Annotated in this window: 13 protein-coding genes and 1 tRNA gene; 5 read left to right on the top strand and 9 right to left on the bottom strand. The window is 52.5% G+C overall.

What is annotated here, in order from left to right; translation table 11 throughout:
• Window positions 1–56 precede the first annotated feature (56 nt).
• Together JMI88_RS07405 and JMI88_RS07400 are read right to left on the bottom strand one after the other, a co-directional pair.
• Entirely contained in the window at window positions 57–1064 is a 1008-nt protein-coding gene (locus JMI88_RS07405) for an SRPBCC family protein (RefSeq protein WP_201361151.1), read from the bottom strand.
• A gap of 208 nt (window positions 1065–1272) precedes the next feature.
• The gene (locus tag JMI88_RS07400; RefSeq protein WP_201361150.1) at window positions 1273–2196 is read right to left on the bottom strand and encodes an SRPBCC family protein; all 924 of its coding nucleotides are present in this window, start codon (window positions 2194–2196) and stop codon (window positions 1273–1275) included.
• A gap of 342 nt (window positions 2197–2538) precedes the next feature.
• Here JMI88_RS07400 and JMI88_RS07395 point away from each other — a divergent pair, with 342 nt between their 5' ends.
• The gene (locus JMI88_RS07395) at window positions 2539–3933 is read left to right on the top strand and encodes an outer membrane protein assembly factor BamB (RefSeq protein WP_201361149.1); all 1395 of its coding nucleotides are present in this window, start codon (window positions 2539–2541) and stop codon (window positions 3931–3933) included.
• 291 nt (window positions 3934–4224) lie between these two features.
• Window positions 4225–5541, top strand: a complete 1317-nt coding sequence (locus JMI88_RS07390) for a hypothetical protein (protein WP_201361148.1) — start codon at window positions 4225–4227, stop codon at window positions 5539–5541.
• A gap of 113 nt (window positions 5542–5654) precedes the next feature.
• Here the strand turns inward: JMI88_RS07390 and JMI88_RS07385 are convergent, their stop codons facing one another.
• On the bottom strand, window positions 5655–6167 hold the full coding sequence (locus JMI88_RS07385; RefSeq protein WP_201361194.1) for a tetratricopeptide repeat protein: 513 nt from the start codon (window positions 6165–6167) through the stop codon (window positions 5655–5657).
• Between the two features lie 253 nt (window positions 6168–6420).
• Complete coding sequence (locus tag JMI88_RS07380) at window positions 6421–6861, bottom strand: sensor histidine kinase (RefSeq protein WP_201361147.1); 441 nt, start codon at window positions 6859–6861, stop codon at window positions 6421–6423.
• Window positions 6862–7231: 370 nt separating this feature from the next.
• On the opposite strand from JMI88_RS07380, the gene JMI88_RS07375 reads away from it, so the two are divergent.
• A complete protein-coding gene (locus tag JMI88_RS07375; RefSeq protein ID WP_201361146.1) occupies window positions 7232–7531 on the top strand; it encodes a mersacidin/lichenicidin family type 2 lantibiotic in 300 nt (99 codons plus the stop codon).
• A gap of 184 nt (window positions 7532–7715) precedes the next feature.
• Here the strand turns inward: JMI88_RS07375 and JMI88_RS07370 are convergent, their stop codons facing one another.
• Both JMI88_RS07370 and JMI88_RS07365 read right to left on the bottom strand, forming a co-directional pair.
• Complete coding sequence (locus JMI88_RS07370; protein WP_201361145.1) at window positions 7716–7928, bottom strand: hypothetical protein; 213 nt, start codon at window positions 7926–7928, stop codon at window positions 7716–7718.
• A gap of 56 nt (window positions 7929–7984) precedes the next feature.
• A complete protein-coding gene (locus JMI88_RS07365) occupies window positions 7985–8908 on the bottom strand; it encodes an MFS transporter (RefSeq protein ID WP_201361144.1) in 924 nt (307 codons plus the stop codon).
• Window positions 8909–9339: 431 nt separating this feature from the next.
• On the opposite strand from JMI88_RS07365, the gene JMI88_RS07360 reads away from it, so the two are divergent.
• Both JMI88_RS07360 and JMI88_RS07355 read left to right on the top strand, forming a co-directional pair.
• A complete protein-coding gene (locus tag JMI88_RS07360; protein ID WP_236022845.1) occupies window positions 9340–9795 on the top strand; it encodes an SRPBCC family protein in 456 nt (151 codons plus the stop codon).
• A gap of 627 nt (window positions 9796–10422) precedes the next feature.
• A complete protein-coding gene (locus JMI88_RS07355; RefSeq protein WP_201361143.1) occupies window positions 10423–10599 on the top strand; it encodes a hypothetical protein in 177 nt (58 codons plus the stop codon).
• Window positions 10600–10868: 269 nt separating this feature from the next.
• On the opposite strand, the gene JMI88_RS07350 is transcribed toward JMI88_RS07355, so the two are convergent.
• The 3 genes from JMI88_RS07350 to JMI88_RS07340 all read right to left on the bottom strand — a co-directional run bounded on the left by JMI88_RS07350 (window position 10869) and on the right by JMI88_RS07340 (window position 11899).
• A complete protein-coding gene (locus JMI88_RS07350) occupies window positions 10869–11186 on the bottom strand; it encodes a tyrosine-type recombinase/integrase (protein WP_201361142.1) in 318 nt (105 codons plus the stop codon).
• 32 nt (window positions 11187–11218) lie between these two features.
• Window positions 11219–11291, bottom strand: a tRNA-Arg gene (locus JMI88_RS07345).
• 125 nt (window positions 11292–11416) lie between these two features.
• Window positions 11417–11899: an NUDIX domain-containing protein gene (locus JMI88_RS07340; RefSeq protein WP_236022844.1), complete on the bottom strand. Its 483-nt coding sequence runs from the start codon at window positions 11897–11899 to the stop codon at window positions 11417–11419.
• Between the last annotated feature and the right edge of the window lie 95 nt (window positions 11900–11994).

The following is an 11994-nucleotide window of genomic DNA, read 5'->3' as shown; positions in this document are numbered from 1 at the left end:
AACGACATAAAAAATGCGGCACCACAGCGGTGCCGTATTTTTTATGTCGTTGTTGCTTACCTATCTGGATTCCGATCTTGTTCCTCTTTGTTGGGCTCGTGACTGCCATACATATTGGTGCGCCAGGGCGATTCAATCTCTACATCGGAGACCGCCGGCTGTTCGGACGATGCTTGCACCCTGGGCGAGCGGGCCAGCATCGGGTCCTCGTGATGCTGTGGATAGCGCTCTGTGCGCGCATCTTGATCGCCCAGCGGGGTGCGATCCATAGCGGCGTTGCGGCCACCGATGGTGTCGTGGACCGGATCTAGCTCGTGTGCCACGGGTGCGCTGGGATTGGCCTGCGCTTGAGAGGTGGCACGGTCGTGCTCAGCCTGCGCCCTCAACGCGTCGGCCTGCTGTTGAGCCGCCTGGCGCGCCAATTCCTGCTGCTGCTGGCGCGACGCCTCGCTCTCTCGCTGCGCCTGCTGATCGCGTGCCGTTTCCTGCTGGATAGTCTGCTGGCGCGCCTGCAACGCCTCCTCATTCATCATCGGGTCTGACTGCATCGACGCGGTCTGATTGGCCGTGGCCTTATTTCTGGCGACCGCGCTCTGCTCGTGGAACAGATAGTGTGACTGCATCGGATCAAGGGCCCCCTGGGGTGCCTCTTCAACCATGCGCGCAAAGCGTTCCATATCTTCTTGCAGCGATTCCTGGAAACGCTGATCAATGCCCAGGTTATTCACAACCTTACCCGCCACGCCGGCCGGTGGAGTATAGGAGATGTAGACATCGATTCGCGTGCGATCGGGTCCCAGGGGAGTAAAGCGTACCAGGCCAGAGTTTGCCAGGCCACTGGTGGAGCGCCAGCCGACCTGCTGGTTCGGGATCCAACTTTCGTTGACGGCATCCCATTCATGGGTGCCGGCGATCTGCGCTACCCAGTGGCTGCGCTGCTCATCATAATACGTCACTTCTTTTACAAAGCTCATAAACTTAGGAAAATCATTGAAATGTGTAAAGAGCGCGTATACCTGCTCTACTGGTGCATGAACGGTTACAGATACATGATGTTCTGACATAACTTTCTCCTCCTTACACCCACATAGCAATTGGACATCTTAACCGATAGTTGGGTTTTATCCTGATAAAGAACGAAGTGACCAGGCATGCTTGTCTGCTGTGCGTTAGCATACCTGGTCAAAAACTTTTTCGCAGATGATTTCCGCCTGGTGCAACCACGTCTACCCTGTATACGAAATAGCTACCAAAACGGATGTTTTTCTTAACCTATTGCGCGGTAGGTGGTTTGGTAGAGGGTGGCTTAGCGGAGATGTCAGATTTGCTGCCCCGGCGCGCGGTCATTGGATCTTGTAACCAATTGGGGTCGCGTACCCGTAATCCATCGCGATCGCCCAGGCCGTGGGCCCTGGCTGCATACGTATGGAGTGGATCAAGCGGGATAGTGGCCGCCTTGCGTAGCGCGGCATCTCTTTCTAAGCGCTCCTGCTGCCGTTTCTCTGCTTCACGGGCCAGAATAATTTCTCGTTCACGCTGGAGCTGACGTTCGCGCTCTCGTTTGCGTTTGAGCTCGGCCTCCTGCTCCGCTTTCAGGCGCTGACGGCGCTCGGTCTCTTGCGCGATCTGCGCCTTGCGCTCAGCCAGAGCCTGCGGGCTCATCATCGGATCTCTCTCCATCGCCGCTTTCTGACGAGCAGTAACCTCTCCTCTATGGGCCGCGCTCTCGGTATGGAAAAGATAATGAGAAGACATGGGATCGAGCGCTCCAACTGGAGCCTCTTCAACCATACGTGCAAAATTACTCATATCCTTTTTGAGTATCGAGTCAAAGTAGGTATTAACGCCAAAGCGATCGCCCAGCTCACCTAGCGAACCTGTGGGCGGCGTATAACGAATATAGACATCAACCGTAGTACGCTCAGGACCCAGTGCACGGAACTTGACACGGCCAGAATTCCTGAGGCCACGCGTTGACCGCCAGCCAATTTGTTGATCCGGTATCCAATCCTCGTTAACAGCATCCCACTCATATTGTCCTACAACTTTGACAACCCAGTGGCTGCGCTGTTCATCGTAGTAGGTAACCTCTTTAACAAAGCCCATGAATTTTGGAAAATCATTGAAGTGTGTAAAGAGTTCGTAGACCTGGTGTAAGGGAGCTTTAACAATAACCGATGCAGAATGTTCTACCATAATTGTTCTCCTTTTTTAGAGGGAGATGCACATTCTAATATGAGACGTTCTACCTGGTTACTATATCCGATAATGCCACAGAATCCTTTGTTTTATGAATGTTGACAGGTCTGATATGCCATCAACAGTACTAAGGATTTCTTAGTATAGCATATTGATTCAAGATAATCAATCATGTCTATTTTTGACCACCTCTACCACCGTTCTAACACGTATAAGAATAATCGTCGGGCGTGATGGTGGAGGATACTTTACAAATGAGATGGAGAGAATTACACTTTATTTGTAGGTGATTGGTTGCTTTTTATTTGTCGATTTGCTGGTGCTTTTGCGAGGTGTATTTTGGGCTATGATGAGCGGAAGGATCTGTTCGACGATGAGTTCAAGATTGTGGATCTGGATAGCCTGGATTCGTCCAGGGGCGGACTGCTGCATGGACGGTATTTCTCGGGGCGCAGTCGTTTTTTCCTGACCATTCTGACGCTGCTGGGGGCGGTCGTGCTGGTGCTGGCTCTGTTGTGGCCGAATATTATGGCGCTCTCGCAATCGCTGATCAGTTCACCCACAGCGCGGGCTACGACACCAGTTACCCATATCGTCGATCGCACGCCGCCGATGGTGACTATCGCCACTTGGGGCTCGATTACGGTAATGAGGGGCGCGCCAGGATATAATGCCGATCAGGGTCGCCTCTTTGCCTTTGAGACCCGTACGGGGCACGTGCTATGGCGCAGCAATCAGGATATCCGTACGTTTGGGGTGGCGGACGCTATGGTGTATGTGCAGTGGAGCGATTATTCGCTGCATGTGTTGAATGTGCGCGATGGTTCTCAGATCTGGCAGCAAAAGTTGGTGAGTGGCGCTGCCATCACCTCGGAGGCGAATGGGCTGCTCTTTGTAGCGCCCGATTCCGCAACGGTGATGGCCTACCGACTGAATGATGGTACCCTCGTCTGGAGCCACCAAGGCGTTGGCTCACTGTTGCAGGTTGAGGCTGGCCTGGCCTATACCTTCACCAACGGGCCTGCCTCCAGTGGCATTATTTCAGCCTTCCATGTTAGCGATGGCAGCCTGGCTCGGCGCTATCCGGTGGCCGATAGTGCGCCGCGCGCCATTATCATTGAGCAGGGCGTTATCTATACCCTCCAGAACAACCTGCTCCTGGTCGCTGTGCGTGTGGCCGATCAGCAGCGCCTCTGGCAGCGCCAGATGGAGAGGAACGCTGACCTGGCGCGCATCGCTGATGGGCAGATCTACCTCAACGTATACGACGGACAGGGCAGAGACAACTGGATCGATGTCTGGAGCGCTACCGATGGGTCCTCGCTGTGGAGCTACCATTACGGCTTTGTGGCCTTCTCAGATGAGCAGAATGGTATCGTTTATGCCAGCGCACACAGCAGTATCAGCGCGCTGCGCGCCAGCGATGGCAGCCTGCTCTGGCACCGCGAGACCAAATTTTTGGACCCCGATATCCAGATCAACGATGGCACCGTCTATATTAGCTCCTTTAGCGATGGTATCTTTAATGCCCTCAATGCTAGCAGCGGCCAGATGCGCTGGAGCTACTCCATTGCCTACAACGGGGATGTGCAGCTGGATGTGCTCGGCTTTATTGCCCATATCGAACATGGCATTGTCTATATCGTATCGATGAATGACTTTTCTATCAAGGCCATGCGCGCCAGCGACAAAGCATTGCTGTGGAGCAGCCATATCTCTCTCATTCATCAATAAACGCGCCTACCAGTGACCTTCGGGCTATAGGCGAATGAATTTTGCACCTGCCGAAAAAGTTGCTTTTTGCGCTTCCACCAGCCTTCTCAAGTCGCTTCAAGCTGTTGCCTCCCAACGGTCTCAGCACGAAAAACATGCTATAGTTTTCATGTATTGCATTGTTATCGGATTGCATAGTATGAAGTAATCGCTGCGGATCACTCACCAGGCAGTAGAAATGCATTGCATCTAGCTGTTAGGATAGAAGAGCTTGAGAGCAAGTATCGCATCGCATAGAGAAGAGGATTATCCATGACCTGGCAAGGAGCTTTTCGCGTTTTTATCCGCGTAATTTTTATTTTTGCGTATATTGCGTTCCTGGCGGCATCGATCCGGCATGTCGCCACTTTTTTTCATAATTTTGAGTCTGATCCTACCGATTGGATTAACCCCTACACATTGGCTGTGAGTATTGATTTGACCGCCCTGGTATTGACTGTCGGGGTGATGTTCTTTCGCGGCAATATGCCCTGGTATGCCCAGATGTTTACCTGGCTCTTTATTGTTGCCCTGACCGCCTTTAGCTGGTTTGTGAACTGGGAATACGCCATGACGTATCAGGGGAACGACCTGCGCGTCAACGATACATTGAGGTTGCTAAATCCAATTCTGGCCTCGTCGTTCGCCTTTCTGAACCTGGCCTACTCAGTGGTGGCGGAGTTCTTTAACTCCAAGGGTGAGACCGCCGCTGAACTAGCGGCGAAGGTGGATGAACTGGAGCTCCTGGAGGAGCAGCAGCGGCGCCTGGCCCAGTATAAGCAGCGCACGAAGCAGCCCAGCGTGATTGAGCGCGTGAAGAACACAGCCCTGGAGGCGCGAGCGGCCGTCAATGAGGTCTGGACGGCGGAGCAAGCAGGCAAACAGCAATCTGTACGCAACGGCGTCAGCGTTGAAGAGAGGGCGGTGGCCGCTAGAGGCGCGGCCCAGGTGGCGGCGCAGCCTGTGACGATGGCGGCTGAGCCGGAGGTGGTCGAGCGGATGGCCAGCGAGCCAGCCGCGGCGGTTGAGCCGCAATCTGTGGCTGAGGATGTTGAGCAGGTGACCACTGCGGCCGCCTTTAACCAGCCCGAGGCCATGCCATCCGTCGAAGCGACTACACCCGGCGAGGAGATGATTGAAGAGGTGGCGCAGAGCAGAGAGAATGAGCAGCAGCATACTACTGAGCCCCTGGCTGAACCTCTGGCGATTGAAGCAACACAATACAGCATTGATGGGAGTCAGGATAGTGGCCCACTGGTGGCCGAGGGCGCTAAAGCGGGCGCATCTGGCAACGCTTTTCTTCCGGCCTGGGCTGGCGGAGACGACGCCAACGCCTTCCTCACGCTGGAGGATATGCCGCCCTACATCCCCTCTAATGACACGGGCTCGTTCCCAAAACTATCGTCAAACACCGGCAAATTGACGCGCCGCAAGCCGATGACGGTCGCGGAGGCCGCCGAGGCCCTGGCACTCTCCGAGCGGCGCGTGCGCGAGCTGCGCAGCCAGGGCGTGCTGGTCTCCGACGAAACCAATAAGATCAGGGTAGCCAGTGTCAACGCTTATCTGAGTAAGCGCCGAGCCAAACAATAGGTACCGCCTCTCGCAAGGCAAGAAATCACGGAGATGATTTTCGAGCGTGGAGAGCAAATCGGGCGCAAGGCCCGAACTTATGTGGCGGCGTACGCGCCGCCACGAGGGTGTCGCTATGACTCCCAGACCTCATCCAGGTGCTGCGAATAGTACGTCAGGCCGCGCTTGAAGTACTGGAGCTTTTCATCGGTAGTAGTCTCCAGCAGGTTGGTCAAGACGATCTCCATGGCCTCCCTGTATTGCTGCGAATTGTACAGAGCCATGGCCAGGAAGGTCTGCAGGGCTCGGTTTGCGGGGAACTCCCTCACACCTCGGCGCAGCGTTTCCACTGCCTCCTGATATCTGCCCAGCCCACGGTACGTACTGCCCAGGCCAAGTAAGCACCTTTCCAGGTCTGGACCCGCCAGTCCCAGGTCGATGGCGCGCACGTACAAAGGAATGGCCCCCTGTTCAAGCCCCAGATTATCATGCGCCACACCCGCCTGGAAGGTGATTTCGGCATCATCTGGATAGGCCGCAAGCAACTCCATGAGGAGCGTCCGTGCTCGCTCCAAAATCTCCTGGTCCTGTTTGGCCCGGCCCTCCTCGCGCAATTGAATAGCCTCTGCTAAACGATCTCGTTGTATCATGTTCGATTTCTTTCTTTCTTTCTTTCTTTCTTTCTTTCTTTCTTGCTGTGTTTGCCTGCCAATTTTAACATGGATACTTTGCGATGTATAGTTCAGCTTTAGCTGCGGCCCAATGCAAATTTGAAACATGACGCGGCAAGCTTTTATTTATGAAAGAAGCAACAGAAGAGGAAAATGAGGATAGGTGAAAAACTTAGATCGAGTGCATTGTTTCTCGAATTTCCCGATAGCTTGACGTTCTGAGGCACTATCACGGTTTTTCCTCAGCGCATAGTGGTAACGTAAACCAGAACGTTGTGCCGTGACCTGGTTCGCTTTGTACCCCAACACCACCTTGATGATGCTCAATGAAGGCTTTACACAGAAAGAAGCCCAGGCCCAGGCTCAGGTCAAGTTCCTGCTGGACCGCACTCCCTTTGCCACGGTAGAAGCGGTCCCAAAGGCATTTTTGCTCCCTGTCAGGAATACCTGCTCCTTCGTCATGAACCGAGACGTGTACCATGCTCTCCTCGACCCTGAGTCGCACCATCACTGGCTGATCATTTGGAGACGAAACCAGAGCATTCTCGAGGTATGTGTCTACAACCTGCTTGATGCGCTCAGGATCAGCCACAACAGGGGCCGTTTGCGCCATCGGGAGCATATCGAGAACAATGGGATGCGTGGGAGCTGATGGCTGATGTTCGGCCACAACCTCCCTTATAAAGGTAAGAGGAGCGTGCTACACCACCACACCATACAATACCTGTGAAATGGAATATGGTATGTAAAGATCCTGAATGCAGTGAAAAATATAGTATCTTCTGAATATAATCGGTAATTTTTTATTAATATATGTATATTCAAATTTACTATTTCTATGCTTTAGTATACTATGTATAGGTATTAACCGTATTACGATACGATATTTCGTAAGAGAGCTACGGAGAGTGCAATGTGCCAGATGGATAACGGAAAAAATCCGTCAATTCCGTATTTGGAACTGACATCTGCTATATTTCTCTTCCAGATGCATAATACCGTATCAACCACGTCTTGGTGAAGAAAGAAAGAGTATTGTTATGAACAACATTGAGCAAGACTATCGTACATCTTTGACCAGCGAAGAGCAGGTTGAGCTTCCGCAGCATCCGAGTAGCGTACGTGAATTGGCAGAAGAGGAACTTGCTGGAGTCCATGGTGCCTTTGGGCCATACGGTCCTAACTACGGTGGAGGCTATGGCTACGGTGGAGGTGGCTACGGTGAGGGCTATGGCTACGGTGGAGGTGGCTACGGTGAGGGCTATGGCTACGGTGGAGGCGATGGTGGTGGCATAGGTATAGGTCTGGGTCTAGGCATAGGCTTAGGTGACCTTTTATAGTCCTTGATTGCAATTACTCGATAGCGCGCGGATTAATCGCGAAGCATAAGCAATAGTGGATACGTCCATTGCAAGGGACCCTCCCAACATGGGGAGGTGCCCCTTTTTCATTATTGACTAGTTCTTAATCCAGCCCCAATGTTATTGTGTTGGCTTTAATCCTCTACCCACTCCAGGCTTACGCTTAATGAAAGGGCAGCTCTTGACCCTGGCTGACCGTGAGATAGAGGAAATCTTCCTGATAGCTTGGAGTGTCACTTGCTCTGTACTCAATCAAGCTGGCATGTTCACGATAGACAGTGTCTTGCAAAGGAAGATGGTTCGAGATCAGAACAGTGTAGGGACCAGGTGCGGACAGAAATTTCTGTAAATAACGTGAAGCTCGTAGAGCAATCATTCAAAGAGAAACGTCCCCGGAATCCACAACATGCTGGGGACGTTTCTCTTGTCAAATCACTCTTGACGACGAATGGCGGGTACGATCAAGGCTATGAGCGCAAGCAAGATGTTTCCCAAGCTAGCAACAAGAAACACGAGGCTGGGGCCAAAGCGATCCGTTGCTACGCCAGTGAGGGCATATCCCAATGGGAGAAGGCTCCAGGCCCCAAGCTGATCAATGCTTGAAACACGTCCCAGCAATTCCTTCGGCACAAGCTCTTGCATCAGTGTGACCCAAATGAGACCAAATGTCCCCAGTCCAAAGCCGATCAATGTATTTGCAAGGATGGCAAGCCAAGGCGCGTAGGCTTGGGGAATAGAGAGACCCAGGAGAAGTTCAGCACAACTCGCCAGTGCGACGGCACCATACATGACGGTTCCTCGTTTGGGGATGTGCCGTAGCTGCCCCAGAAGAAGCGAAGCCAAAATGGAACCCAATGCCAGGGCCATCCCCAAGACGCCAAAGAGCCAGACATTGCCATGATACGCCGTCTGAACCAGCTTCGGAAGCGTAACCTCAAGTGGACCTGAAAAAAAGATGTTGCCTAACGTCGCAAGAGGAAGCCCCACCAGAAACCAGGGCGAGTTCACAACAAAGCGCCAACCTTCGCGCAAATCATCAATGATACTTTGCAGTGGATGTGTGTTGCTTGCTTTCTCTTGAGAATCCTCTGCTGTCCCTCCCCGTGAGGAAGAGGCGAGAGAAGGCATCGAGAGCAAGCAAACAGCAGAGAAGATAAATGAGAGTCCATCAAAGGCAAAGGCTCCCATAGGACCTACCAGCGCGACGATGCCCGCGCCAAAGGCTGACCCTAGTAAAGTGCTTACGTCACGGCTAAAAGCTGTGAGTGCATTGATTGGATGCGCTTCCTCAGCAAAACCAAATTCAAAGAGCAGATTTCCCTTAAAATAAAGGAGTTTTGTATTATTAGGTCGCAAGAGGCACATGCCGCGCAACTTAAAAAAGAAGGAAGCTTTTCCGGAAAGCAGTCCCTGTCTGAGAACAGTACTCTAGATCCAAAGAAATTGAACATAAGTCAAGATGGTAGAACACAAGCATGACTACTACTGAGCTGTTAGAAGTCCCTATCACAACTGGGCGCAGCAATATGTTAGCAGCACGCGTGCTGTGCTGGTCTATGCTCTTGAGCCTGCCTGGGCGGATCTGTTTGGCTATCCGGCAGGACAGGGATTGAGTGGAGCTTGCCTGGATTGGTTGTGCCTGTATCTTCCTGGGCATGATCGTAGGTGGTCTGCGCCTGCGTACACAGGTCAAGAAAATGCTCACCTCAGCTTGACTGATCTGATTTGACTGACTTGCCTGGTTCATTGACCACGCATGATGAGTGAGAAAGGAATGCATAGTGATCATGGAAAACAACTTTGGTCATCGCTCAATTGAGAAAGAACTGTTCATTAACGCCACCCCTGAGCGTGTCTTCCAGGCCCTGACCGAGAAAGCTGAGCTGGAACGCTGGTTTGCGCAGACCGCCGAGCTTGATTTGCGGCCAGGGGGTGCGATCAGCTTCTATTGGGGTCCGGGCGTGTTTGAATCTGGCCAGATGGTCGCGCTTGCCCCGCCCCATCGCCTCAGCTATACCTGGGAAGCCATGGAGCCAAGCCCGGTCACGATCACCTTTCAATTGAACGCGGAAAACGATGGCACGCGTCTCCGCCTCGTCCAGACGGGCATCGGCGAAGGCAAGGATTGGGATCACTATTACCATCTCAGAAACAACGGCTGGAACGTTCATCTCACCCATCTGACCACCTGGCTCGAAACCGGTATCTGCCCTTCCCCTGGGCCCATCAAGCGTCCCTCGTAACATGCTTTACGCCTGTGGGGAGTCCAGCCTGGCAAAGAGGCGCGCTCGGATGAGCCGTTTTTGAAATGCAACTAAAAAGAAACACTGATATTCAAAAAAGAATTAATGAGGATCGGTCTGGGTCCAGGTGGGACGATGGTGACCTTAGCGAGAGCAATTCTCTACTTGCTAGATGAGAACAAGAAAAACAAAGAAGAACGGGATGAATACTTCACTCTTTCACAATAGTGCGAATAGGGACTAACAGGACCTTCTGCTTCAAGAACTACGCAGATTAATGCTCCGTCCCTCAAAGATGGTGGAATGTCTGTGCACATCGTTCATTCCCTTTCTCGTTCGTTACCCGCCAACCACGTTCCAGTCTATTTTTCCTGTGGCCGACCAACGTTTCTCTGTCAGAGGCGTCTACTGCACGGCGCTCGGGTGTGTGCTTTGAACCGGAGGACGCCCTTGCTTGGGGAGAGCGAACGCATTCTTCCTGAAGTCGAGGACATTCCACCAGATTGATGCCGCTGTCGGTAAATCGTTTACCAGTTACTTCTTGATGAAGGAGACGTTTTCTAAACATGTATGCATTATCTTCAATACATGCATGTTTCATATTCGAAGAATGAGAGGAGAATTCTCATGAAAGTTGGTTCCTTTGTCGTTGCAGCGGTTGGAATTCTTGCCATCATCGTTGGCATTGTTCTGAAAGTGACTGGCCAGGCGCATGGTCTCACAATCCTGGGAGTCGGCGCTGTGCTGTTGATCCTTGGCCTGGTTGGCGCTTTTGTTCTCAAGCCCAAGGCTCAGGGGTCCTAACAGCCTCTCAGTTCACGAGGAAGCCTTCCCCACTACTCACAAGAGGCAGGAGGAGGGCTACCTCTTGTAACAGGGAAGGAAGACTGGACCCCACAGGATACGCAACGTGTAAAAGCTAAAACTCTCAGTGTGAAATCTGTACCATTCTTCGGGTAAGCAGGCAATCTAGGCGAAGCGGCATGTGTGGGTGAAGCTCTCTTTTATTAGGGGGAATAAGTGCCCACACAATTTCGCGTCTCAAATTTGCACTTACTACTAGTCTCGTGAATTTATCTTGTCGGTTTTATTCCTCTTCCAGTACCAGGTTTACGCTTGATAGGATCACGGAAATCTGTATGTGGTGCTTTTCCCGCAGCCATACCATTAAAAGGGACGTTGTCGCCAGGCGAGAACTTGCGTTTTTGCTCCTGGATCAAGGTGTCGTTGAGATGCATGTACTGTCTGATGGTGGCCATATCCTCATGCTCCAGCAGTTCTTGCAAGGTGAAAATGTCGCCGCCGAGCATCAGAAGAAAGCGCACCGCGAATGTATGACGGAAGATGTGCGGGCTAATTCGTTTATCATGCGGCAGATCGCTTCGTGTCAATGTGCTTGAGAATTGGCTTCCAGAGCAAGGGGCGCGCCCAGCAGGATTCGAACCTGCGGCCAACCGCTTAGAAGGCGGTTGCTCTATCCACTGAGCTATGGGCGCGTGTAAGAAAGAGGATACAAATACATTCTCTGAGACTCCATGATAGCAAGGATGCTTGCGGCTTGTCAAGTACCTTTGGCACCACTTTTATCGCCTCTTTCCGCTTTGCTGCGACTGGTTGCGTATTATGTTGTTGTCGCTGGTGGTCCTGGAGGAGAGCTGAGTGAGAGCTTGATAATTTCGCGCTGTGAGGGGAGCAGGCCTGCCGGGAGCTCATCTGGCTTGAAGAAACGGGCCTCAAGCACCTCGCGGTTATCGAGCTGCTCCCGGCCCCCGAGGAAGGTGCCGCGATAGCTGGCCTCGAGGCGCAGGCGGTAGCCGCTCACCACGCGAATCAGGGAGGTCACCTGGATGCTGTAGCCGGTCTCCTCGAGCACCTCGCGGCGCAGCGTATCCTCCAGGCGTTCATTTCTGTTGGCGTAGCCGCCGGGCAATCCCCAGGCCGCCTGCATCCAGAAGCGGTGGCGCAGCAGCAGGATGCGTCCCTGCTCATCGAAGATCACGCCCGACACCCCGACAATAAATTTGGAATGCACAAACCAGAGAAAATACCACTGCGGTCGGCCCCGCAGCAGTTTCCACAGCCTTAACAGCAGCTGATTTATCATAGTATCTCCAGCCATTCTATTTTGGGCGCAACCACTTTATGCTATACTGATGAACATTACCACCAATTGCACCCTCTTTCATTCTATTTTGACAT

The sequence above is a fragment of the Dictyobacter formicarum genome (assembly GCF_016587435.1).
The sequence above is the reverse complement of the archived record's forward strand: the minus strand, read 5'-3'. Positions and strand labels throughout refer to the sequence as shown.

Coding starts and splice junctions, on each gene's coding strand:
- JMI88_RS07405 (WP_201361151.1), bottom strand. CDS start 1,064: ATGTCAGAACATCATGTATCTGTAACCGTTCATGCACCAGTAGAGCAG.
- JMI88_RS07400 (WP_201361150.1), bottom strand. CDS start 2,196: ATGGTAGAACATTCTGCATCGGTTATTGTTAAAGCTCCCTTACACCAG.
- JMI88_RS07390 (WP_201361148.1), top strand. CDS start 4,225: ATGACCTGGCAAGGAGCTTTTCGCGTTTTTATCCGCGTAATTTTTATT.
- JMI88_RS07375 (WP_201361146.1), top strand. CDS start 7,232: ATGAACAACATTGAGCAAGACTATCGTACATCTTTGACCAGCGAAGAG.
- JMI88_RS07370 (WP_201361145.1), bottom strand. CDS start 7,928: ATGATTGCTCTACGAGCTTCACGTTATTTACAGAAATTTCTGTCCGCA.
- JMI88_RS07360 (WP_236022845.1), top strand. CDS start 9,340: ATGGAAAACAACTTTGGTCATCGCTCAATTGAGAAAGAACTGTTCATT.
- JMI88_RS07355 (WP_201361143.1), top strand. CDS start 10,423: ATGAAAGTTGGTTCCTTTGTCGTTGCAGCGGTTGGAATTCTTGCCATC.
- JMI88_RS07340 (WP_236022844.1), bottom strand. CDS start 11,899: ATGATAAATCAGCTGCTGTTAAGGCTGTGGAAACTGCTGCGGGGCCGA.